Below are 21,078 nucleotides of genomic sequence, written 5' to 3' on the forward strand. Positions count from 1 at the left end.
CCCCCACCGCCGCCGTCTCGAAAGCGCGACCCGACGTTCCAGATGCTCGCCTCGGTGATTCAAGCCCGATCGGTCGACGAACAGCGCGTCGTCGTAGCCCGCGAATCTGATCCGCAAAGGCTTGGCGCACAACGGGATCCCTAATGAAAACCGAGGACGTGCGCGTGGCCGACGTCGCCGGATTCGACGCGACTTTCTTCACCAATTCGCAAGCCACGGGCCTGCCGATCGCGGCCGTCGACGACATCGAGTTGAAGTTCGACCCGCTGGCCTCGCGGATCCTCACCGAGGCTTACGAGGCCAACCCCTGAGACGAGGTCTAGCGGTAGGTGAACTTCGGTGGCCGGCGCGTGAGGAACGCGTCGACGCCCTCCGCGTAGTCCTCGCCATGTAGGGCCCCGAGCCTGATCTCCTCGACCTCGGTGTCGGTTTCCTCTTGTCCGGCAAGGATTTTCTCGATGATCCGGTTCATGCCGCGGATCGAGAACTGCGAACGCGAGCACAGCGTCCGCACAAAGGCCTCTGTGGACTCTTCCAGTGCGTCGGGCTCGAAGACGTCGTTCAGCAGCCCGATTTCCCGCGCGCGGCCGGCCTGGATCAGCTCACCTGACAGCAGGAAGTACCGGGCGTGCGCGGGTCCGACGAGCGACACGAGCTGCCGGGTCGAGACGAAGTCGTAGACGATGCCGAGTTTCGCCGGGGTGATGCCGAACCGCGCGCCGGAGGCCGCGAACCGGAAGTCGCAGGCCACCGAGATCTGGCAGCCACCGCCGATGCAGTTCCCGCGGATCATCGCCACGGTCGGCTTACGCAAGCCCGTCAACGCCCGCACCGCGCCTTCGATGGCTTTGTCGTAGGCAGCGGCGCCTTCGGCCGACGACCGCAGCGTGCCGAACTCACTGATGTCCGCGCCCGCCGAGAAGTCCTGCCCGGCACCGGTGAGCACGAGCACCTTCACCTCGGAGTCCCGCTCGACCTCCGTCACGATCTCCGGGATCGCCGCCCACATGCCGTAGGCGATCGCGTTCTTCTTCTCCGGCCTGGCGAAGGTCAGCCGCGCGACTTCACCGTCGCGGACGAACTCGAGTCCATCGGTCATAGCCCGAACCCTAAGGGCAGCGAACGATCATCACGAAGCAGAGGTGACCCGGTACACGTCGTAGACGCCTTCGACGTTGCGCACGATCTTCAGCACGTGGCCGAGATGCTTCGGGTCGCCCATCTCGAAGGTGAAGCGGCTGACCGCCACCCTGTCCCTCGAGGTGGTGACCGACGCCGACAGGATGTTGACCTTCTCGTCCGCCAGCGCCTTCGTGATGTCGGACAGCAGGCGGTGCCTGTCGAGCGCCTCGACCTGGATGGCGACCAGGAACACCGAAGACGCCGACGGCGCCCACTCGACCTCGACGAGCCGTTCCGGCTGTGCCTGCAGGTCGTCCGCGTTGGTGCAGTCCGTGCGGTGCACGCTGACGCCGCCACCGCGGGTGACGAACCCGAGGATCTCGTCGCCGGGCACCGGGGTGCAGCAGCGGGCCAGCTTCGCCCAGACGTCGCTCGCGCCCTTGACGACCACGCCGACGTCGTTCGAGCCGCGCCGCCGCGTCACCGTGGACGGGGTGGCCCGCGCGGCGAGCTCCTCCTCGGCCTCGTCGACGCCGCCGATCAGCGCGACGAGCCTGCTGACGACGTGCTTCGCGCTCGTGTGGCCCTCGCCGACCGCGGCATAGAGCGAACTGATGTCCGCGTGCCGCAGTTCGGTGGCGACCGCGCCCATGGACTCGGCGGACACCAGGCGCTGGATCGGGAGGCCTACCTTGCGGACTTCCTTCGTGATCGCGTCCTTGCCGCCCTCGATGGCCTCGTCGCGGCGTTCCTTCGCGAACCACTGCCGGATCTTGGCGCGGGCCTTCGGGGACGCGGCGAACTGCAGCCAATCGCGGCTCGGACCGGCGGTCTCGGCCTTCGAGGTGAAGATCTCGATGACCTCGCCGTTTTCGAGCTTGCGCTCCAGCGCGACGAGCCTGCCGTTGACCCGCGCGCCGATGCAGCGGTGCCCGACCTCGGTGTGCACGGCGTACCCGAAGTCGACCGGCGTCGAGTCGACGGGCAACGTGATGACGTCGCCCTTCGGCGTGAAGACGAAGATCTCCCGTGCGGCGAGCTCGTACCGCAGCGACTCGAGGAAGTCGCCAGGGTCGGCCGCTTCACGCTGCCAGTCGAGCAGCTGGCGCATCCACGCCATTTCGTCGACCTCGACGGCGTTCGCCGCGTTGCCGTTGTGCGTGCCCTTGGTTTCCTTGTAGCGCCAGTGCGCGGCGATGCCGTATTCCGCGGTCTGGTGCATCTCGTAGGTCCGGATCTGGACCTCGAGGGGCTTGCCGTCGGGACCGATCACCGTGGTGTGCAGCGACTGGTAGACGCCGAACCGCGGTTGCGCGATGTAGTCCTTGAACCGGCCGGGCACCGGCTGCCAGCCGGCGTGCACGACACCCATGGCGGCGTAGCAGTCGCGGACGTCCTCCACCAGGATACGGACGCCGACGAGGTCGTGGATGTCGTCGAGGTCGCGGCCGCGGACGATCATCTTCTGGTGGATCGAGTAGTAGTGCTTCGGCCTGCCCTCGACCTTGGCGGTGATCCGCGAGCCCACGAGGTTGGCCGTGAGGTCGGTGATCACCTTGCGCAGGTAGGTGTCCCGGGACGGCGCCCGGTCGGCGACCAGGCGCACGATCTCGTCGTACTTCTTCGGCTGCAGGATGGCGAACGCGAGGTCCTCCAGCTCCCACTTGACCGTCGCCATGCCGAGGCGATGGGCCAGCGGGGCGAGGACCTCGAGGGTCTCGCGCGCCTTGCGGGCCTGCTTCTCGGGCGGCAGGAAACGCATGGTGCGCATGTTGTGCAGCCGGTCGGCCAGCTTGATGACCAGCACGCGGGGGTCGCGGGCCATCGCGATGACCATCTTGCGGATGGTCTCCGCTTCGGCCGACGTCCCGAGCTTGACCTTGTCCAGCTTGGTGACGCCGTCGACGAGCTCACCGACCTTGTCGCCGAAGTCCGCCTTCAGCGTCTCCAGCGAGTAGCCGGTGTCCTCGACGGTGTCGTGCAGCAGCGCCGCGACCAGCGTGGTGGTGTCCATCCCGAGGTCGGCGAGGATCGTGGCCACGGCGAGCGGGTGCGTGATGTACGGGTCGCCGGACTTGCGCCGCTGTTCGCGGTGCAGCTCCTCGGCGACGTCGTAGGCGCGCTGGAGCAGCGTCAGGTCGGCGTTGGGGTGCAGCTCGCGGTGGACGACGGCCAGTGGTTCGAGGACCTGTTTGACCGAGGTCGCCCGCTGGGCCGTGATCCGCCTGGCCAGCCTGGCCCGCACCCGCCGGGTGGCGGACGGTGCCGGTGCCGCGCCGTTCGACTTGACCTGCTGCACGGCGGCAGCGGCCGGGCGCGGCTCAGGCTTGTCCTTGGCGGGCACGACGGAATCGAGTTCCTGGCTCACCCGCACCTCCTGCTGCTCGCGCGGTGTTCTGGAACTTCAAGGGTAACGCTCCGCATCTCCGGCCCGTCGTCACGGCCGCCCGGGGTCAGCAGACCTGGAGTGTATGCAGCTTTCGGCCGGGAAGCGCGTTGCGTCCACCCAGTGCGGCGAGTTCCAGTACGACGAGCACGCTGTCGACCACCGCGCCGACGCCCTCGAGCAGCTGACAAGCGGCGGCGACCGTGCCGCCGGTGGCGAGCACGTCATCGATGACCACGACCCGCTGACCGATGCGAACCGCCCCCGCGGGCAGCTCCAGGCTCGCGGTGCCGTACTCCAGCGCGTAATCGACCCGGCCGGCCACCGCGGGCAGCTTGCCCGGCTTGCGGACCGGCACGACACCGATCCCCCGGGCGTACCCGACCGCGGCGGCCAACAGGAAACCACGGGCTTCGACGGCGGCGAGCAGCTCGACCTCGGGGTCGAGCGTGCTCGCCATCGTCTCCACCACGGTGGCGAACCCCTCGGCATTGACGAACAGCGGCGTCAGGTCGCGAAACAGGACGCCAGGCTCCGGAAAGTCCGGAACCTCGGTGATCAGGCCGAGGGCCGTGTCGATATTGATGTCCAGCCCATTCTTCTCAGCGTTTGCGCTTACCTGACGGCTTGCCCTGCGGGCGGGCTTTCTGTATACGGGCGGGCACACTGGCCGCCGCCGCGTAGGCCTTCTCCTTGCGGAGTTCCGCGTCGAGCTCGTCGTCGTCGCCGGCATCGAAGGTGTCCTCGCCCGACGCCTGCGCCTTGCCCGCGGCCTTGCGGGCCTGACCGGCGCGCCGGTTCATCACCCGCTGGGCCTGCTGCTTGAACTGCGGATCCATCATCTTCAGGTCCACCAGCAGCGGCGTGGCCAGCGCGATCGACGACAGCACACCGACGAGCGTTCCGGTCAGCTGGATGAGCGCCAGGTCCTGCAGCGTGCCGGAGCCGAGCAGGATGTAGCCGACCACCAGCAGGCCGAGGATCGGCAGCAGGGCGATGATCGCGGTGTTGATCGACCGCATCAGCGTCTGGTTCAGCGCCAGGTTGGCCGCCTCACCGAAGGTCCGCCTGCTCAGGCCGAGCAGCCCGCGGGTGTTCTCCTTGACCTTGTCGAACACCACCACGGTGTCGTACAGCGAGAACCCGAGGATGGTCAGCAGGCCGACCACCGTCGCCGGGGTCACCTCGAACCCGATCAGCGAGTAGATACCCGCTGTCACCACGATGTCGTGCAGCAACGAGATCAACGCCGCGGCGGCCATCCGGATGTCGAAGTAGATCCCGAGGAAGATGGTCACCGCGAGCAGGAAGACGCCCAGCGCGAGCAGGGCCTTCTGCGAGATCTCGCCACCCCAGGACGCGCTCACCGCGCTGTCGCTGATCGCGCGGACACTGGGCTGGCCGTCGGAACCGATCGGGCCGAGCTGCTCGAACAGGGCCTGCTTCAGCTTGAAGACCTCGGCCGAGTTCAGCGTGTCCGAGCGGAGCTGGATGGTCGCCGAGCTGCCTGTCCCGACCCGCTGTGCCTCCGAGGCCTGCTTGCCGAGGGCCTGGTCGAAGACGTCCTTGGCCCGCTGCTCGGTGATCTCACCCTTCGAGCCGTTGGCCGGCATCTGGATCTGAGTGCCGCCCTCGAAGTCGATACCGAACTTGAAGCCCTGGATCGACATCGACGCGATGCACACGAGCACCAGCGCGCCGAAGAAGATGTACCAGCGCTTGCGGCGGCCGACGACGTCGAACACGCCGGAACCGACGTAGAGCCGCCGGAACGCGCTGTCCCTCTTGACCGGCTTGACCGGGGTCTTCACGGACTCTGCGTCCGTTCCGAGATCCTCGACTCCCATGTCAGGCCTCCTTCACGGTCGCGCCGACGGCGGGCTTCGCGGCTTTTCGGGACGTACTGAGGTCTTGGACCGCGCCCAGGCCCAGGTACTTCGGGTTGGACAGGATCTTCGACTTGGACTTGGAGACCATCGCCACCAGCGGATGCGTGACGAGGTAGACGACCACGAGGTCGAGCACGGTCGACATGCCAAGGGTGAACGCGAAGCCCTTGACCTCACCGACGGCGAGCCAGAACAGGATCGCCGCGGCCAGGAAGCTCACGCCGTCGGAGGCCAGAATCGTCCTCCGGGCGCGGACCCAGCCTCGCGGTACCGCGGAGCGGAAGGACCTGCCTTCCCGTATCTCGTCCTTGAGCCGTTCGAAGTAGATGACGAACGAGTCGGCCGTGATCCCGATCGCGATGATCAGGCCGGCGACACCGGAGAGGTCGAGGGTGTACCCGATCCCGCGGCCGATCAGCACGAGCACCGCGTAGACCAGCGAGAACGACAACCCGAGCGAAAGGATCGTCAGCAGGCCCAGCAGGCGGTAGTAGATCAGGCAGTAGATGAAGACGACGCCGAGGCCGATCGCACCGGCGATCAGGCCTGCCTGCAGCGAAGCCAGGCCCAGGGTGGCCGAAACCGTGGTCGCGTCCGAGGAGGTGAACGACAGCGGCAGCGAGCCGTACTTCAGGACATCGGCGAGGTTCTTGGCCTCCGCCTGCGTGAAGCTACCGCTGATCTGGGTGTTGCCGTCCAGGATCGCGACCTGGATGTTCGGCGCCGAGACGACCTCGGTGTCGAGCACGAACGCCGCACGCTGGCCCTGGTTCGCCGAGGTGAACTCACCCCAGGTCTTGGTGCCCGCGCTGTTGAACGACAGGTTGACGACGAAACCGCCGCGCTGCGTGTCGTAGGTGGAGCTGGCGGTGCTGATGTCGGTACCGGGCATGAATTCCGGCTCGAGCAGGAACTTCTCGGTGCCCTTGGTGTCACAGGTGACGAGGGGCTTCTTCGGGTCGTCGTTGCCGACCAGTGGGTCGACGGCGCCGGGCGCGCAGGTGATGGACTCCATCGCCTGCTGCAGGGCCTGCCCCGCGAGCGCGGTGGCGGCCTGGTCCGACGGGTTGGCCGGGATCAGCGCCGGGTTCTGCCGGATCGCCTGGGCGGCCTGGATCTCCTGCGCGGCGCGCTCGTCGATCGAGCCGTCGGGCGTGGCGGGCGGCGGGGCCGGGGTGCTGCTCGGCGGCGGCGTGGTCGACGGCGGCTGCTGGGCCGAAGCGGCACCAGGGGCGCCACCACCGGCGGGCGGCGTGGTCGACGGCGGCGGGGAGCTGGAAGAGGCACCCGGCGTCGGGCTGGGGGAAGCCGGCGGGACCACGGACGGCGCGGCCGGGGTCACGGGGACCGCCTGCACCACCTTGCGGAAGCCGAGCTTCGCCGTCTTGCCGAGGTTCTTGGCCTGGTCGCCCTGCTCACCGGGGACGGTGATGACAACGTTGTTCCCGTCGAGGACGACCTTGGCACCGCTGACCCCGATCCCGTTGACCCGGGTCTCGATGATCTGGCGTGCTTGGTCGAGGGACTCTCGCGTCGGGGTTCCACCGTCCGGCGTACGCGCGGTCAGCGTGACCCGGGTACCACCTTGGAGATCAATACCCAGTTTGGGCGTCGGCTTTCCGTCGCCGGTGAAGAACACCAGCGAGTACAGCGCGACAATGATCAGGATGAAAAAGGCGAGATAGCGTCCCGGGCGGAGATGCCCGGCCGGTGATGCCACGGTGCTTCGGTCTCCTCGGACTGGGGGTTCCCCCGTTGGGCTTTGCAGGGGGCTTCTTTGAAGCGGGGTCTTTTAACGAAGCAGCTTCATGTTCTTGAAGCTTCTGCGCGCACGACTATGACGACGGACACGCACGCAGCACCGAGACACTACTCGGTGCTGCGTGAGCCCGGCGTTACCCCCACGCCAGTACGGATCCGGAGCGGATCCGTGAGGGCGTGTCTTGTGGCAGAGCTACTTCTTGCCGTGCTCCAGCGGCGGCGCGACCTGAGCGGTCGACTTCTCCTTCTCGTCCTCGACGACGACCGGGGTCGTCTCGGTGAGCGAGCTGGCGTCGTCTTCGACCTCGGTGTCGAGCGAGTCCTCCTCGACGACCTCCGGCTGGACCTTCTCGCGGACCGCCTGGCGCAGCCAGGTGGTCACCACGCCCGGAGCGATCTCGACGTCGATGGTGGTCTCACTGCTGGTGTCGGCGACGGTGCCGTAAAGACCGGAGGTGGTCATCACGCGGTCACCATCGGCGAGCCCGTTCTGCAGTTCCTGCTGCGCTGCCGCCGCTCGCTTCTGCTTGCGGGAACCCATGACGAGCGGGACCGCCACCACGAGCATGAGGAGCAGGGGCAGCAATAACTGGTTCATGATTCTCCATTCGACGGACGCCGCAGGACGGCGAAACGTCCGGTTTTGGGTAGATCTGCCTTATCGAGTGTGCCAGGTGCCAGCGAAAACGTCAGCACCGGTCTCCCTCAACGCTGTACTGGTCAGCGCATTGTCGCGCGCTCTCGTCACGCTTTTCGTCACACATGGGTCACGTCTGCTCGGCCTGACCCAGCGCCACCGCGTCGAAAAAGCCGGCGTCGGAGATGGAACCGGCCGGAGCCTGGAGACCGAGATGCTCCCAAGCCGCCGCCGTCGCCACCCGGCCCCGCGGAGTGCGGGCGAGCATACCGGCGCGCACCAGGTACGGCTCACATACCTCTTCCACGGTAGCTGGCTCTTCGCCAACCGCAACCGCCAGCGTCGAAACACCGACCGGTCCACCGCCGAAAGAGCGCACGAGCGCCGACAGCACCGCTCGGTCCAGCCTGTCCAGGCCGAGCTCGTCGACGTCGTAGACCTTGAGCGCCGCGCGGACGATTTCCCTGGTCGCCAAGCCGTCTTCCCGGACCTCGGCGTAGTCGCGCACGCGCCGGAGCAGCCTGTTCGCGATCCGGGGCGTGCCGCGGGAGCGCCGCGCGATCTCCGCGCAGCCGTCGTCCTCGATCCGGATGCCCAGGATCTTGGAAGCGCGCTTGACGACGAGATCGAGCTCGTCGTCGGAGTAGAACTCCATCTGGCCGGTGAACCCGAACCGGTCGCGTAACGGGCCGGTCAGCGCGCCGGACCTCGTGGTAGCCCCGACCAGGGTGAACGGCGCGATCTCCAGCGGGATGCTGGTCGCGCCGGGGCCCTTGCCGACCACGACGTCGACCCGGAAGTCCTCCATCGCGAGGTACAGCATCTCTTCGGCCGGGCGCGCGATGCGGTGGATCTCGTCGATGAACAGGACGTCGCCGGGGGCGAGGTTGGAGAGCATCGCGGCGAGGTCGCCGGCCCGTTCGAGCGCGGGGCCGGAGGTGATCCGCAGCGAGGCGTTCAGTTCGGCGGCGATGATCATCGCCATGCTCGTCTTGCCGAGGCCGGGTGGCCCGGAGAGCAGGACGTGATCGGGCGGCACCCCGCGCCGGCGCGCGCTTTCCAGCACCAGTTCGAGCTGCTCACGCACGCGCGGCTGCCCGACGAAGTCCGCCAGCATCTGCGGGCGCAAGGTCGTCTCGACGTCACGCTCACCGGTCTGGATCAGCGCCGAGAGCGTTTCGTCGTCGGTCTCGTAGTCCACCTGCTCATAGTCCATGGCCGCGCTTTAACGCTTGCGGCCGAGGGTGGCGAGCGCGGCGCGGAGCACTTTGGGGGTGGAGACAGTCGTGGTGCCCTCCGCGGCGAGGACCTGATCGACGGTCAGCTCGGCCTGCTTCGCCGGGAAGCCGAGACCGGCCAGCGCTTCGACGACCTCCGCGCGGATCGCGGCATTGCCCGTCGCCGCGACGACCCCGTCGGTGGCACCGGCGAACGCCGTCACCTTGTCCCGCAGTTCCAGGGTGAGCCGCTCCGCGCCCTTACGGCCGATGCCGGGGACCTGCGTGAGCACGGTGATATTGCCTTCGACCAGCGCGATCCGCAGTTTGTCCGGGTCGAGCACGGCGAGGGTGGCCATCGCGATCCGCGGGCCGATCCCGGACACGGTCAGCAGCAGGCCGAACAGCTCGCGCGCGTCGACGTCGGCGAACCCGAACAGCGTCAGCGAGTCCTCACGGACGATCAGCGAGGTGTGCAGGCGGACCTCCGTGCCGCGGCGCAGCGTGGCCAGCGTCGACGGTGTCGCCTGCACCGCGAGCCCGACCCCGCCGACCTCGACCACGACATGGTCGAGCCCGATGGACAGCACTTCACCGCGTACAGACGAAATCATCGGACAATCCCCTTGTTTGTCTTTGCTGCCTTCACCACAGCGGACCGCTTCGCCGCGTTGGCTTCCTTCGCCGCGGCGGCGAGACGCGCCTTGTGCTTGCGCACGAGCTCCGCTCCCCTGGCCTCGGCTTCCGCGAGGCGGGCACGCATCGGCTCACGCCAAAGATGACAGATGGCCAGCGCGAGCGCGTCGGCGGCGTCCGCGGGCTTGAGCCGGTCTTCGAGCCCGAGCAGCCGCATCACCATGGTGGTGACCTGGTCCTTGTCCGCCCGGCCCGAGCCGGTGACCGCGGCCTTGACCTCGCTCGGCGTGTGGAAGACGACCGGCAGCCCGCGCTTGGCGGCGGCCAGCGCGACCACGCCGCCCGCCTGCGCGGTACCCATCGCCGTGCTCACGTTGTGCTGGGTGAAGACCCGCTCCACGGCGACCGCGTCGGGCCGGTAGGTGTCCATCCAGCGTTCGGCCGCGTCGGAGATGCCCAGCAGCCGCAGCGCCAGATCGGTGTCGGCCGGGGTCCGGATCACGTCGACGGCGACACAGGCGACCGTGCGGCCCTTCCCGCCGTCCACGATGCCGAAACCGCACCTGGTCAGACCGGGGTCGACCCCGAATACCCGCACGCAGTCCTCCTCGCCGAACACCAGTTCGAGGAGTGAGGTTACCGGCCGTATCCCCGCGTCGGCGGCAGACTCGCCGAGCCCGGCAGGATGGAGGCATGCCGATTCCCGACGACACCGAAGAAATTGTCGCCCACCTAGGACTCGAACCCCTGCCGATCGAAGGCGGCCTGTTCACCCAGAGCTGGCGCGACGAGGACGTCTCCGCCATCTACTACCTGTTGGTGGCGCCCGATTTCTCGCGCCTGCACCGGCTGGACCGCATCGAGATCTTCACCTACCACGCCGGCGCCGCCGCGCGGATGCTGCTCCTGCACCCGGACGGGACGGTGACCCGGCCGGTGCTGGGAATCGACTTGGCCGCCGGGGAACGGCCCCAGGTCGTCGTCCCGGCAGGCGTCTGGCAAACCACCGTCACGCTCGGCGAATGGAGCCTGCTGGGCACGATCGTCGTGCCGCCCTACACCGACGAGTCGGTGGAGTTCGGCGACGCCGGAACGCTGACGGCCCAGTTCCCTTCGGCCGCAACGGAAATCCGCGAAATGACTTGAGAGCCGATTGACTCAGGGACCGTCGACGCCCGCTGTCCAGCTCTCCGGCAGGCCGCTCTCGGTCAGCACCGGCTGCCACGCGTCGAATCCCTCGGGCGCGTCCGGCGACCACGGCCAATGCCCGTCCGGGGTCGCCACGACGAGCTGCACCGCCGGGAAATCGCCCTCCGGATAAACCAGGAAAGCGCTGCCGAAATACTCCAGATAATGCCCCTTGGCCACCCGTTCGAAGACCACCGGGACGCCCTGGAAGAAGTCCGTGTACGGCTTGCCGATTTCGAAGACGACCCCGGCGGCCGCGCGATCGACGTAGGCGTCGAGCAGAACCGGGCCCATCTCCTCGGGCAGGCCGACGACAACGGCTTCCGGCACACCGTGCAGCGCCCAGGCGCACGCGGTGAAGCTGTAGCCAGAACCGTTGTCGTCACTGGGAACCGAGATGACCGCGTTGCCCCGAGCCTTGGCCTGCTCCTCGATCCACTCGATGAGTCGCAGTTCCTCGGAAGTGATCACGTCGGTCGCTTCGGCTTCGGTCGTCACGGCCGTCATTCTGCCGTACGCCGGCCGTCACGCCCAGCGTTTGACCCAGCTTTTTTGTGAACCACCAACTGTCTTCCGGCGACCTGCGCGCGATCGCGATCGCGACCGCGTCGCCAGGGCGCGACAACGGAGGAAACGCCCGTCTTGCTGCAGGGCGCCCCGCCGCCGCGATGGCGAAGCCTCCGGCCAAGAGCGCACTCAGTCGTCACCTTGAGTGCCGCCACCCGATTCCGTGCCACTAATCAATCTCTGCCATGACTTCGTCGGACACATCGAAGTTCGCGTAGACGTTCTGGACGTCGTCGCAGTCTTCGAGCGCGTCGATCAGCTTGAAAACCTTGCGCGCGCCGTCGGCGTCCAGCGGGACGTTGACCGACGGGACGAAGCTGGCTTCCGCGGAGTCGTACTCGTAGCCGGCTTCCTGCAACGCCTTGCGGACCGCGACGAGATCGGTCGGCTCGGAGACGATCTCATAGCTGTCGCCGGCGTCGTTGACCTCTTCGGCACCGGCGTCGAGCACGGCCATCAGCACGTCGTCCTCGCTGATGTCGCTCTTCGGCAGGAGCACGACGCCCTTGCGGTCGAACATGTACGCCACCGAGTTCGGGTCGGCCAGCGAGCCGTTGTTGCGAGTGAGCGCGGTGCGCACCTCCATCGCGGCACGGTTCTTGTTGTCGGTGAGACACTCGATCAGCACCGCGACCCCGTTCGGGCCGTAACCCTCGTAGGTGATCGTCTGCCAGTCGGCGCCGCCGGCCTCCTCACCGCCACCACGCTTGCGGGCCCGCTCGATGTTGTCGGCGGGCACCGAGTTGCGCTTCGCCTTCTGGATGGCGTCGTAGAGCGTCGGGTTGCCCTCCGGGTCCCCACCACCGGTGCCGGTACGGGCCGCCACCTCGATGTTCTTGATCAACCTCGCGAAGAGCTTGCCGCGCTTCGCATCGAGGTTGGCCTTCTTGTGCTTCGTGGTGGCCCACTTGGAGTGGCCGCTCATCTCTCCTCCATCGTTTGAGAACCGGCTTCGCGCACCATGTCCACGAACAACCGGTGTACCCGCTCGTCCCCCGTCAGCTCCGGATGGAACGCGGTGGCGAGCACTGCCCCCTGCCGAACGGCGACGATCCTATCGGCCGCGTCCCCCGCTGCCTGGCTGTCCGGTACCCGGGCGAGCACCTCGACCCCGTCGCCGACCTTCTCGACCCACGGGGCGCGGATGAACACCGCGTGCAGCGGCGGCCCGTCGAACCCGGTGAATTCGAGGTCTTCCTCGAAGGAATCGACCTGACGGCCGAACGCGTTGCGGCGCACGACGATGTCGAGCCCGCCGAGCTGCTGCTGATCCGGCCTGCCGTCGAGCGCCTGCCTGGCCAGCAGGATCATCCCGGCGCACGAGCCGAACGCCGGCATCCCGTCGGCGATGCGCACGCGCAGGGGTTCCAGCAGCTCGAAGGACTCGAGCAGGCGCGACATCGTGGTCGACTCGCCACCGGGCAGCACCAGACCGTCCACTTCGGACAGCTCGCTCAGGCGGCGGACCGGCAGCACCCGCGCGCCGGCCTGCTCCAGCATCGCGGCGTGCTCACGCACGTCACCCTGCAGAGCGAGCACACCGACCACTGGCCGCATTGCCGACACCTGACCTCCCGAAAGACCGTGTGGTTGCGATCGGAAGTCCGTCGGGGGTATTCGGCGGATCCAGGTTTCTGCTGGGCGTGCGGCCGGGAGACCCTCGTACCGGTGTTGTACTCGGGTCTTCCGGCCGTGCGTCCAGCGGGAAGCTGGGCCGCCGAGACCCCCGGCGAACTTCCGATCGTGACCACTTCGGTACAGCTTATGCGGCGAGGCTGATCACCGGCGGTCAGGGCGGCGTTACTCTCGTCGCCCTGAATCGCCGTCCTCGGTTCAGGGGGCGACCAGGAACTGGAAATTGCCCTCTCCGGCGGAACTCCGCAAGGTCCTCAGTACCTTCGACGAGTCGTCGTGGGGCCCTTGGATGAAGTACGGCTGGCCGTCCATTCCGAAGGTGACGGCCGACGGGCCGGTCCACTCGCCGAGGTGATCCGAGACGGCGTCGAACCCCGCCACCGGCTCGAAGCCGAGCGTTCGCGCGTAGTCCACGGCACCGAACACCACGTGCCGGGCGAGGTCGACCGGTACTTCGAGCGGTTGCACCCCGAAGGCCGCGAAGTAGGCACGGGCGAATTCCGGCAGTTTCCCGGCGTCCATCACCTCGGGCTCGCGCACGTTCTTCACGCCGAGGCAGTACACGTCCACCAGATAGCCGCAGACCGACACCCGCCTGCGCCCGGCGTCCCGCGCGACGAGCACCATGACGAGCCCTCCCGGCGCGTCTTCGGAGAATTCGGCGGAATTGTCAAGAAGCCAGTCCGGATGGCCTTCGACGCTCAACCCGGCGCTCCAGCCCGGGTTGAACCAGCACCCGGCGACGGCTCGTTCCTCGATGTCGGCTTCCGCGGCCAAGGTCCGGAGCAGACGGGTGACCTCGGCCGGACGCAGTCCGGTGGCGCGCGCGATCTCTTTGGGCGTACCACCGTTCTCACGTAACACCCGTACTTGACTCTGAACGTCTTCGGCGATCATCCCGGAAATTATTCCGCAGGCCGCTGATCACCGGGCATCAGGGCACGCCAACGACGCGCAACAACGCGGCCGTCGCCCCCGCCGCGAGCACTACGGCCACGAACGGCGCTTTCCGCCAGGCCAGCACGCCACCGACCAGTACCCCGGCCGGACGGGCGAACCCGGCGAACTCGTGACCGTCGGTGAGTGCGGTGATGGCCACGAGCGCGGCGAGCAGGACCACGGCCGCGGTGGCCATGAGCCGCTCCGAACGCGGGGAGAGCGTGACGCGGGCGCGCAGCACGGGCCCGGCGAACCGGAACGCGAAGGTGCCGGCCCCCAGCACCACGGTCGCGACGATCAGCGTGAGCGGTTCCATCAGCGCGCCACCTCGGTTTCGCGTTCGGGATCCTTCGCCGCGACCCCGGCGAGCACGCCGACCAGCGCGAGCAGCACGGGAAGCCCGGCGGGCAGGAACGGCGTGGTGGCCAGCGCGACGGCGGCGCCGATCGCCACCGGCAGGCGGGCGGCCTTGTCCCGCAGGGCGGGCAGCACGAGCGCGAGCAGGACCGCGGGGAAGGCCGCGTCGAGCCCGAAGGCGTCGGTGTCGGTGATGGCCGTCCCGGCGAACGCGCCGATGACGACGCCGGCGTTCCAGCAGACGAACAGCCCGATCCCGCAGGCCCAGTACGCCGCACGGCGCCTGCCGGCGTCCCGCTGCGCCAGCGCGAACGCGACGTTCTCGTCGATCATCAGGTGACTGCCGACGAGCCGCCGCGCCCAGCTCTTGCCGAGGACGTCCCCGATCGCGAAGCCGAACGGAAGGTGCCGCGCGTTGACCAGCAGCCCGGCGACCACGGCGGCGATCGGGTTGCCGCCAGAGGCCACGATCCCGATGAACATGAACTGCGACGCGCCGGCGAAGACCACCAACGACAGGAGCATCGGCGCCCAGATCGGGAAGCCGGAGCCCACCGCGATGGCGCCGTAGGAGATGCCGACTATGCAGTCGGCGAGACAGACCAGCCCGATGTCCCGGGCCAGGCCTCGATCCAAAGTTCGCCACATCGAACGCATGACTAATATAATGAACACGATTGGGTTGTTCGTCAAACCGAACGATACGACTTCTGGAGCGAACGATGAGTGATGGACAGGCCAAGGGCGGCGCCCCGCTGGACGTCATCGCGGCCTCACTGCGCCGCGAACGCGCCCGCGCCGGCCTCTCCCTGACCGAGGTGGCACGTCGGGCAGGCATCGCGAAGTCCACGCTCTCCCAGCTCGAGTCCGCCACCGGCAACCCCAGCGTGGAAACGCTCTGGGCGCTGAGCGTGACCCTGGACGTCCCGTTCGCGCGGCTCGTCGAACCGCAACGCCCCCGGGTCCAGGTCATCCGCGCCGGCGAAGGCCCCACGGTGTTCTCCGAGCGGGCGCACTACACCGCCACCGTGCTGAGCGCCTGCCCGCCCAGCGCCCGCCGCGACCTGTATCTGATCACCGCCGAACCCGGGCGCGCCCGCAGCTCCGAACCGCATATGAGCGGCGTGGTGGAACACATCGTCCTCAGCACCGGCCGCGCTCTGGTCGGGATCACCGAAGACCCGGTGGAGCTCTTCCCCGGCGACTACATCACCTACCCTGGCGACGTCCCGCACATCTTCGAGGCCCTCGACCCCGGTACCACCGCCGTCGAAATCTCCGAGCACGTCTGAGGGCGGTGGGCAGGGACTTACCAGCCGCGCTCGGAGAGGCGGTGGGGCTCGGGCACGTCGTCGACGTTGATGCCGACCATGGCCTCGCCGAGACCGCGAGAGACCTTGGCGATGACGTCCGGGTCGTCGTAGAAAGTGGTGGCCTTCACGATCGCCTCGGCGCGCTGTGCGGGGTTACCGGACTTGAAGATGCCGGAGCCGACGAACACGCCTTCGGCGCCGAGCTGCATCATCATCGCGGCGTCGGCCGGGGTGGCGATACCACCGGCGGTGAACAGCACGACCGGCAGCTTGCCCTTCTCGGCGACCTCCTTCACGAGCTCGTACGGCGCCTGAAGTTCTTTCGCCGCAACGTAAAGCTCGTCCTCGGGCAGCGAGGACAGGCGGCGCAGCTCGCCGCGGATCTTGCGCATGTGGGTCGTCGCGTTGGAGACGTCACCGGTGCCGGCCTCGCCCTTGGAGCGGATCATCGCCGCACCCTCGTTGATCCGGCGGAGCGCCTCGCCGAGGTTCGTCGCGCCACAGACGAAGGGCACGGTGAACTGCCACTTGTCGATGTGGTTCGCGTAGTCGGCCGGGGTCAGCACCTCGGACTCGTCGATGTAGTCGACGCCGAGCGACTGCAGCAGCTGCGCCTCGACGAAGTGGCCGATGCGCGCCTTGGCCATCACGGGGATGGAGACCTGCGCGATGATGCCGTCGATCAGGTCAGGGTCGCTCATCCGGGCGACACCGCCCTGCGCGCGGATGTCGGCGGGCACGCGCTCGAGGGCCATGACGGCCACGGCGCCGGCGTCCTCGGCGATCTTGGCCTGCTCGGCGTTGACCACGTCCATGATCACCCCGCCCTTGAGCATCTCGGCCATACCGCGCTTGACGCGGCCGGTACCGGTGGCGGGTGCGGAGAACGGAGTGGACTGGGCGTCAGACACTGCGAGGCCTTTCATAGAGCGAGTTGGTCTGTTCGAGTCTAGGTCCGACGTGGACCGCCTACCCAGGCCAGTACGAAGCTATTTCAGCAGTCCACTTGCCCCGAAGTGGCCATCAGGCCATCGGCCGCGTTCGTCCTCGAATACAGCACGCTTCGCCCCGCCCTATGCGCGCTGACCAGGCCAGCTGCCCGGAGGACGCCCAAGTGCTGCGACACTCCCCCGGCGGTCAGGCGGGTCCTTCTGGCGAGCTCGGTCGTCGAAGCCGGGGCGTCCAATTCAGTGAGCAAAATCGCTCTCGTCCGGCCGATGACGGCGGCCAGCGCGCCACTGGTCGGCGAGCCGCCCCGCTCCCACAGCGTCGCGACCCCGCGCGGCGGGTAGCGCAGCACCGGCTGCCACGGCGAATCGGTCTTCGAAAAGACCTTCGGCCAGACGAACACCGACGGCACCAGCACCAGGCCGCATCCCTCGAGCGGCAGGGAGCTCGACACATGCGCGTGCGCGACCGTCAACGTGCCGTCTTTCCAGGAGACCATCGGCGAAAGGTCGTTGAGGAGCGCGTCCGCGCCGCCTTCGACGAGCAGCCGGGAGCGGTACAGGATGTCACCCTCGAGCAACGCGCGGATTCGGGACCAGTGCGGCTCCACAGCGAGTCGCCAATAGGCCTCGACGAGATCGGCGAGCCGGTCGAGTCCCGCTGCGGGATCGCGGTAAAACTTGTTCAACGCGGCGGATCGCGGCGGATCCAGCTCGTCGAGTGACCGCCGGACGAGCGCGGCCGGGATGTCCCGCAGTTCGGCGAGTTCGCCGGCCAGTTCCGGGACCGGCGTCACCGGCGTCGCGGCCAGGAAACCCGGAAGCCTGGCGCCCGCGACCAGGTCCGCGAGCAGCCCGATGTCGAGACCCGCTTCGCCGATTCGCGCCCGGGTTTCCTTCACCCACGGCAAATGCAGCGCGTAGTCCCCCGGCTGCCGCAGCACCCGCACACTCGCGACGGCTTCCCAGACGGGCGAAAACGCGAAGCGGGTGTGCGCCAGGTCCTGCGCCGAAAACGCGAGCTCCAGCAAGGTACCTTCCTCAAGAGATTTAGCTGAGCCTAAATGGCTCCCCTATGGATAGTCGACCAGGGTAGCCGTCGCCTCCTGCCGATGGGTGCCGCACCTTGCCGCGACCAGCACATCGGGTGTGTGATCGAGGACACACTCGGGGTGCAGAGCCCGCCGTCCCGTGCCGCCCCTACGTGAGGAGACCAACCATGGCCGACAAGCAGAGCAAGAGCGGAGACTCCGGAGCCGCCGTCGCTGTGGCCGACCCGGGCAAGGTCCGCAACGTCGTGCTCGTCGGCCCGTCGGGCTCCGGCAAGACCACTCTCACCGAAGCACTGCTCGCCGCGTCCGGCACGGTCAGCAGAGCGGGCTCGGTCGTCGACGGTACAACGGTGTGCGACCACGACCCGGCGGCGGTCCGCCAGCAGCGGTCGGTCGGCCTGTCGGTCGCGCCGGTGCTGCACAACGGCTACAAGATCAATCTTATCGACACCCCCGGTTACGCGGACTTCGTCGGCGAACTCCGCGCGGGACTGCGGGCCGCCGACGCCGCGCTCTTCGTGGTGAGCGCCGCCGAAGGCATCGACGCGGCGACCATCGCGGTCTGGGAAGAATGCGCGTCGGTCGGGATGCCGCGGGCGGTCGTCGTCGCCCGGCTCGACCACCGCCGCGCCAACGCGGACGCCGAGATCGCCGCGTGCCAGGAAGCGTTCGGCGCCGGCGTCCTCCCGCTGTACCTGCCTTCCGGGAACGGCAGACCCGGGCTCGTCGGGTTGATCACCCAGCGGTTTTTCGACTACTCACAAGGGTTTCCGCCCAAGATCGGCGAACCCGACCCCGGCGAACTGGACCGCATGAGCCAGGCCCGTGACGAGCTGATCGAAGGCATCATCGCGGAAAGCGAGGACGAGACACTGATGGACCGGTACCTCGCCGGCGAGGAGATCTCGGAGGCCGCGCTGATCGAGGATCTCGAAACCGCCGTCGCGCGAGGGTCGTTCCATCCGGTCTTCCCCGTCTGCGCCACCAGCGGCATCGGGCTGTCCGAGGTGCTCGAAGGGATCATCCGCGCCTTCCCGTCGCCGCTCGAACACCCGCTGCCGGAGATCACCACCCCCGACGGTTCGCCGCACGCCGAACTGCGGACCGATCCGGACGGCCCGCTCGCCGCCGAAGTCGTCCGCACCGCCGTCGACTCCTATGTCGGCCGCGTTTCCCTCGTCCGGGTGTTTTCCGGGACGCTGCGCCCCGAGCACCCGGTGCACGTTTCGGGACACGGGCTCGCCGAACGCGGCCACGAGGACCACGACGCCGACGAACGCGTCACACACCTCTATTCGCCTCTCGGGGCGAACCTGCGCGAAGTCCCGTTCTGCGTCGCGGGTGATCTCTGCGCGCTGACGAAGGTCGGCTCGGCGGAAACCGGCGACACGGTGTCGTCGCCCGACGAACCGCTCCTGATGAAACCGTGGGCGATGCCCGAACCGCTGCTGCCGGTCGCGGTGATCGCCAAGACGCGCAGCGACGAGGACACCCTTGCCAGGAACCTGTCACGGCTGGTGGCGGGCGATCCGACCCTCCGGCTGGACCGCAACGCCGAAACCAACCAGCTCGTCCTGTGGTGCATGGGCGAAGCGCATGCCGACGTCGTGCTGTCCCGGCTGCGGTCCGGTGGCGCCGACGTCGACACCGAGCCGGTGCGCATCAGCCTGCGCTCGACTTTCGCCGGTCCGGCGAAAGGGCACGGGCGGCACGTCAAACAGTCGGGCGGGCACGGGCAATACGCGGTGTGTGCCATCGAGGTCGAACCGCTCGAACGCGGCTCCGGTTTCGAGTTCGTGGACCGGGTCGTCGGTGGTGCGGTGCCGCACCAGTTCATCCCGAGCGTGGAGAAGGGGGTGCGGGCCCAGCTTCAGCGCGGCCTGGTCGACCGGCACCCGGTCGTCGACATCCGGGTCACGCTCGTCGACGGCAAGGCGCACAGCGTCGACTCCTCCGACGCCGCGTTCCAGACCGCGGGTGCCCTCGCGCTGCGCGACGCCGCCGCGAACGGGCACATTTCCCTGCTGGAACCGCTGGACGAAGTCGCCGTCCGCCTCCCGGACGACCACCTGGGCACCGTCCTGGGCGACCTGTCGTCCCGGCGAGGCCGGGTACTCGGCACCGAAGCCGACACCGGCGGGCGGACGGTCATCAAAGCCGAAGTCCCCGCGAGCGAGCTGCTCCACTACGCCACCGACCTGCGTTCGCTGACTTCGGGAACCGCGACCTTCACCCGGCAGCACGCGCGGTTCGAACCAATGCCGGACTAGGTCGTGTCTGGCAAATCAAGTTCGCGGGCTCCGCGCCCAGGCGGCCCCTGACGGCACGGGGGATTCACCCGAGTACGACCCGGTACGAGGGCAAATCCCCCGCACCGCCAGGAACCACCTGGATCACGAAGCCCATCGAACAGATTTACCAGACACGACCTAGAACTCGAACCCGCCCGGACGCCCGTTGCGATCGGCGATCAACCCGGCCAACGTCGACACCGCGATCTCGGCGGGCGTCCGCGACCCGATGTTCAACCCCACCGGCCGATGCACCCGCGCGATCTCCGCCTCGCCGACACCCAGCCCGATGAGTGCGGTGACATGCGGCCCCGGATGCCGCGGATTCCCCAGCACCCCGATCCACCGCGCCGGGAACTTCAGCACATCCCGCAACGCCGTGCCCAACTCAGCCCGATGATGATCAGTCACCACGACGTCGGCGGCCGGATCGATCTCCGGCACGACCGTCACCCCGCCCATCTCCACCGCGCGCTCCGCGTCAGGCTCGAACAGCACCACCCGATACCCGAGATCCTCCGCATACCGCATTAAGAACCGCGCCACCGGCGACGCGAACACCACCACCAGCACCCGCTCCACCGTCACGGCCTCGACCCCACCATGCGCCACTTCACAAGCCGACGCGTCGCCCTCAGTTCCCATCCCCCCAGTTTGCCACCCCACCCCGTATACCTCGTTATACAAAACGCGGCATCAAGGGACATTTGCTCCCGCCAAACGGCAGTAAAGGTCCCACGCTCCCCCTCTAAAGTGACCAAAGTGAACCCTGGGACCAACGGGACCACTGTGACACCGCCCCGACCCAGCGCCTCCAAAACCCAGCCACGCGGGCTTTGCCTGAAACCCAGCCACAGCGACTTACGGCCGGCCACGGCCGGAAGTCTTCACCGCGCGCGCTCGCCGAAGGCCAGGTTTGCGAGAGCAGGGCGCCCCCGGCACCCATCGCTACGTACCTACCCATGCCACGCCCTGGTCACGCAAACCTGATCGCGCGCCTGCCAATAAACACAGGCTTCTAACCGTGCCCCTGTACGCACCCACCAGCTTTGAGCCGCACAAGCCAGAGCCCAACCCCGCACCTCTGAGCCGCACCCACCCAAACCCCCTCCGGCATTACCCCAAAGCGGCGGGGGGGGGG

The 21,078-nt window shown here is 68.3% G+C and carries 22 protein-coding genes; 4 read left to right on the forward strand and 18 right to left on the reverse strand.

What is annotated here, in order from left to right:
• The first annotated feature begins 143 nt into the window (after positions 1 to 143).
• Positions 144 to 311: a hypothetical protein gene (locus VGP60_RS31810; protein ID WP_327551850.1), complete on the forward strand. Its 168-nt coding sequence runs from the start codon at positions 144 to 146 to the stop codon at positions 309 to 311.
• An 8-nt stretch (positions 312 to 319) separates the two neighbouring features.
• Here VGP60_RS31810 and VGP60_RS31815 read toward each other — a convergent pair whose 3' ends face one another.
• From VGP60_RS31815 to ruvC, 9 genes are all read right to left on the reverse strand, one after another.
• Positions 320 to 1,099, reverse strand: a complete 780-nt coding sequence (locus VGP60_RS31815; protein ID WP_327551851.1) for an enoyl-CoA hydratase/isomerase family protein — start codon at positions 1,097 to 1,099, stop codon at positions 320 to 322.
• A gap of 30 nt (positions 1,100 to 1,129) precedes the next feature.
• Complete coding sequence (locus tag VGP60_RS31820; protein WP_327551852.1) at positions 1,130 to 3,490, reverse strand: bifunctional (p)ppGpp synthetase/guanosine-3',5'-bis(diphosphate) 3'-pyrophosphohydrolase; 2,361 nt, start codon at positions 3,488 to 3,490, stop codon at positions 1,130 to 1,132.
• Positions 3,491 to 3,575: 85 nt separating this feature from the next.
• On the reverse strand, positions 3,576 to 4,094 hold the full coding sequence (locus VGP60_RS31825) for an adenine phosphoribosyltransferase (RefSeq protein ID WP_327551871.1): 519 nt from the start codon (positions 4,092 to 4,094) through the stop codon (positions 3,576 to 3,578).
• A 16-nt stretch (positions 4,095 to 4,110) separates the two neighbouring features.
• Complete coding sequence (gene secF, locus VGP60_RS31830; protein WP_327551853.1) at positions 4,111 to 5,355, reverse strand: protein translocase subunit SecF; 1,245 nt, start codon at positions 5,353 to 5,355, stop codon at positions 4,111 to 4,113.
• A 1-nt stretch (position 5,356) separates the two neighbouring features.
• The gene (secD, locus tag VGP60_RS31835; RefSeq protein ID WP_327551854.1) at positions 5,357 to 7,117 is read right to left on the reverse strand and encodes a protein translocase subunit SecD; all 1,761 of its coding nucleotides are present in this window, start codon (positions 7,115 to 7,117) and stop codon (positions 5,357 to 5,359) included.
• A 234-nt stretch (positions 7,118 to 7,351) separates the two neighbouring features.
• Positions 7,352 to 7,756, reverse strand: coding sequence for a preprotein translocase subunit YajC (gene yajC, locus VGP60_RS31840; RefSeq protein WP_327551855.1), 405 nt, complete (start codon positions 7,754 to 7,756; stop codon positions 7,352 to 7,354).
• Between the two features lie 169 nt (positions 7,757 to 7,925).
• Entirely contained in the window at positions 7,926 to 9,011 is a 1,086-nt protein-coding gene (ruvB, locus tag VGP60_RS31845; RefSeq protein WP_327551856.1) for a Holliday junction branch migration DNA helicase RuvB, read from the reverse strand.
• Between the two features lie 9 nt (positions 9,012 to 9,020).
• Positions 9,021 to 9,626 carry a Holliday junction branch migration protein RuvA gene (ruvA, locus tag VGP60_RS31850; protein ID WP_327551857.1) on the reverse strand — a complete coding sequence of 202 codons (606 nt, stop codon included), beginning with the start codon at positions 9,624 to 9,626 and terminating at the stop codon, positions 9,021 to 9,023.
• Positions 9,623 to 10,246, reverse strand: a complete 624-nt coding sequence (ruvC, locus tag VGP60_RS31855) for a crossover junction endodeoxyribonuclease RuvC (RefSeq protein WP_327551858.1) — start codon at positions 10,244 to 10,246, stop codon at positions 9,623 to 9,625. Before ruvC ends, ruvA begins: the two co-directional genes overlap by 4 nt.
• 95 nt (positions 10,247 to 10,341) lie before the next feature.
• Here ruvC and VGP60_RS31860 point away from each other — a divergent pair, with 95 nt between their 5' ends.
• A complete protein-coding gene (locus VGP60_RS31860; RefSeq protein ID WP_327551859.1) occupies positions 10,342 to 10,794 on the forward strand; it encodes a cupin domain-containing protein in 453 nt (150 codons plus the stop codon).
• A 12-nt stretch (positions 10,795 to 10,806) separates the two neighbouring features.
• On the opposite strand, the gene VGP60_RS31865 is transcribed toward VGP60_RS31860, so the two are convergent.
• The 6 genes from VGP60_RS31865 to VGP60_RS31890 all read right to left on the reverse strand — a co-directional run bounded on the left by VGP60_RS31865 (position 10,807) and on the right by VGP60_RS31890 (position 14,991).
• Positions 10,807 to 11,343 carry a DUF4262 domain-containing protein gene (locus VGP60_RS31865; RefSeq protein ID WP_327551860.1) on the reverse strand — a complete coding sequence of 179 codons (537 nt, stop codon included), beginning with the start codon at positions 11,341 to 11,343 and terminating at the stop codon, positions 10,807 to 10,809.
• Positions 11,344 to 11,572: 229 nt separating this feature from the next.
• Positions 11,573 to 12,328, reverse strand: coding sequence for a YebC/PmpR family DNA-binding transcriptional regulator (locus tag VGP60_RS31870; protein ID WP_327551861.1), 756 nt, complete (start codon positions 12,326 to 12,328; stop codon positions 11,573 to 11,575).
• Positions 12,325 to 12,960 (reverse strand): pyridoxal 5'-phosphate synthase glutaminase subunit PdxT, encoded by a 636-nt coding sequence (pdxT, locus tag VGP60_RS31875; RefSeq protein ID WP_327551862.1) that lies wholly within the window; start codon positions 12,958 to 12,960, stop codon positions 12,325 to 12,327. Before pdxT ends, VGP60_RS31870 begins: the two co-directional genes overlap by 4 nt.
• Positions 12,961 to 13,236: 276 nt before the next feature.
• A complete protein-coding gene (locus VGP60_RS31880; RefSeq protein ID WP_327551863.1) occupies positions 13,237 to 13,935 on the reverse strand; it encodes a helix-turn-helix domain-containing protein in 699 nt (232 codons plus the stop codon).
• A gap of 37 nt (positions 13,936 to 13,972) precedes the next feature.
• Complete coding sequence (locus VGP60_RS31885; protein ID WP_327551864.1) at positions 13,973 to 14,293, reverse strand: AzlD domain-containing protein; 321 nt, start codon at positions 14,291 to 14,293, stop codon at positions 13,973 to 13,975.
• Positions 14,293 to 14,991 (reverse strand): AzlC family ABC transporter permease, encoded by a 699-nt coding sequence (locus VGP60_RS31890; protein WP_327551865.1) that lies wholly within the window; start codon positions 14,989 to 14,991, stop codon positions 14,293 to 14,295. Before VGP60_RS31890 ends, VGP60_RS31885 begins: the two co-directional genes overlap by 1 nt.
• Before the next feature lie 65 nt (positions 14,992 to 15,056).
• Here VGP60_RS31890 and VGP60_RS31895 point away from each other — a divergent pair, with 65 nt between their 5' ends.
• A complete protein-coding gene (locus VGP60_RS31895; protein WP_327551866.1) occupies positions 15,057 to 15,626 on the forward strand; it encodes an XRE family transcriptional regulator in 570 nt (189 codons plus the stop codon).
• A gap of 17 nt (positions 15,627 to 15,643) precedes the next feature.
• Here VGP60_RS31895 and pdxS read toward each other — a convergent pair whose 3' ends face one another.
• Together pdxS and VGP60_RS31905 are read right to left on the reverse strand one after the other, a co-directional pair.
• The gene (gene pdxS, locus VGP60_RS31900) at positions 15,644 to 16,573 is read right to left on the reverse strand and encodes a pyridoxal 5'-phosphate synthase lyase subunit PdxS (protein ID WP_327551867.1); all 930 of its coding nucleotides are present in this window, start codon (positions 16,571 to 16,573) and stop codon (positions 15,644 to 15,646) included.
• 68 nt (positions 16,574 to 16,641) lie between these two features.
• Positions 16,642 to 17,625, reverse strand: a complete 984-nt coding sequence (locus tag VGP60_RS31905) for an ArsR/SmtB family transcription factor (RefSeq protein WP_327551868.1) — start codon at positions 17,623 to 17,625, stop codon at positions 16,642 to 16,644.
• 188 nt (positions 17,626 to 17,813) lie between these two features.
• Between VGP60_RS31905 and VGP60_RS31910 the strand changes: the two genes are divergently transcribed.
• On the forward strand, positions 17,814 to 19,916 hold the full coding sequence (locus VGP60_RS31910) for an elongation factor G-like protein EF-G2 (RefSeq protein ID WP_327551869.1): 2,103 nt from the start codon (positions 17,814 to 17,816) through the stop codon (positions 19,914 to 19,916).
• Between the two features lie 159 nt (positions 19,917 to 20,075).
• Here the strand turns inward: VGP60_RS31910 and VGP60_RS31915 are convergent, their stop codons facing one another.
• Positions 20,076 to 20,582: an XdhC family protein gene (locus VGP60_RS31915; RefSeq protein WP_327551870.1), complete on the reverse strand. Its 507-nt coding sequence runs from the start codon at positions 20,580 to 20,582 to the stop codon at positions 20,076 to 20,078.
• Positions 20,583 to 21,078: the final 496 nt, after the last annotated feature.

Source organism: Amycolatopsis sp. (assembly GCF_036008905.1).
In the GTDB taxonomy this organism is placed as follows: Bacteria; Actinomycetota; Actinomycetes; order Mycobacteriales; family Pseudonocardiaceae; genus Amycolatopsis.

What these genes read in the sequence shown, in the direction of transcription:
- VGP60_RS31810 (WP_327551850.1), top strand. Translation starts at nt 144, where the DNA reads ATGAAAACCGAGGACGTGCGCGTGGCCGACGTCGCCGGATTCGACGCG.
- VGP60_RS31815 (WP_327551851.1), bottom strand. Translation starts at nt 1,099, where the DNA reads ATGACCGATGGACTCGAGTTCGTCCGCGACGGTGAAGTCGCGCGGCTG.
- secF (WP_327551853.1), bottom strand. Translation starts at nt 5,355, where the DNA reads ATGGGAGTCGAGGATCTCGGAACGGACGCAGAGTCCGTGAAGACCCCG.
- yajC (WP_327551855.1), bottom strand. Translation starts at nt 7,756, where the DNA reads ATGAACCAGTTATTGCTGCCCCTGCTCCTCATGCTCGTGGTGGCGGTC.
- ruvB (WP_327551856.1), bottom strand. Translation starts at nt 9,011, where the DNA reads ATGGACTATGAGCAGGTGGACTACGAGACCGACGACGAAACGCTCTCG.
- ruvA (WP_327551857.1), bottom strand. Translation starts at nt 9,626, where the DNA reads ATGATTTCGTCTGTACGCGGTGAAGTGCTGTCCATCGGGCTCGACCAT.
- VGP60_RS31860 (WP_327551859.1), top strand. Translation starts at nt 10,342, where the DNA reads ATGCCGATTCCCGACGACACCGAAGAAATTGTCGCCCACCTAGGACTC.
- VGP60_RS31865 (WP_327551860.1), bottom strand. Translation starts at nt 11,343, where the DNA reads ATGACGGCCGTGACGACCGAAGCCGAAGCGACCGACGTGATCACTTCC.
- VGP60_RS31870 (WP_327551861.1), bottom strand. Translation starts at nt 12,328, where the DNA reads ATGAGCGGCCACTCCAAGTGGGCCACCACGAAGCACAAGAAGGCCAAC.
- pdxT (WP_327551862.1), bottom strand. Translation starts at nt 12,960, where the DNA reads ATGCGGCCAGTGGTCGGTGTGCTCGCTCTGCAGGGTGACGTGCGTGAG.
- VGP60_RS31880 (WP_327551863.1), bottom strand. Translation starts at nt 13,935, where the DNA reads ATGATCGCCGAAGACGTTCAGAGTCAAGTACGGGTGTTACGTGAGAAC.
- VGP60_RS31885 (WP_327551864.1), bottom strand. Translation starts at nt 14,293, where the DNA reads ATGGAACCGCTCACGCTGATCGTCGCGACCGTGGTGCTGGGGGCCGGC.
- VGP60_RS31890 (WP_327551865.1), bottom strand. Translation starts at nt 14,991, where the DNA reads ATGCGTTCGATGTGGCGAACTTTGGATCGAGGCCTGGCCCGGGACATC.
- VGP60_RS31895 (WP_327551866.1), top strand. Translation starts at nt 15,057, where the DNA reads ATGAGTGATGGACAGGCCAAGGGCGGCGCCCCGCTGGACGTCATCGCG.
- pdxS (WP_327551867.1), bottom strand. Translation starts at nt 16,573, where the DNA reads ATGAAAGGCCTCGCAGTGTCTGACGCCCAGTCCACTCCGTTCTCCGCA.
- VGP60_RS31910 (WP_327551869.1), top strand. Translation starts at nt 17,814, where the DNA reads ATGGCCGACAAGCAGAGCAAGAGCGGAGACTCCGGAGCCGCCGTCGCT.
- VGP60_RS31915 (WP_327551870.1), bottom strand. Translation starts at nt 20,582, where the DNA reads ATGGGAACTGAGGGCGACGCGTCGGCTTGTGAAGTGGCGCATGGTGGG.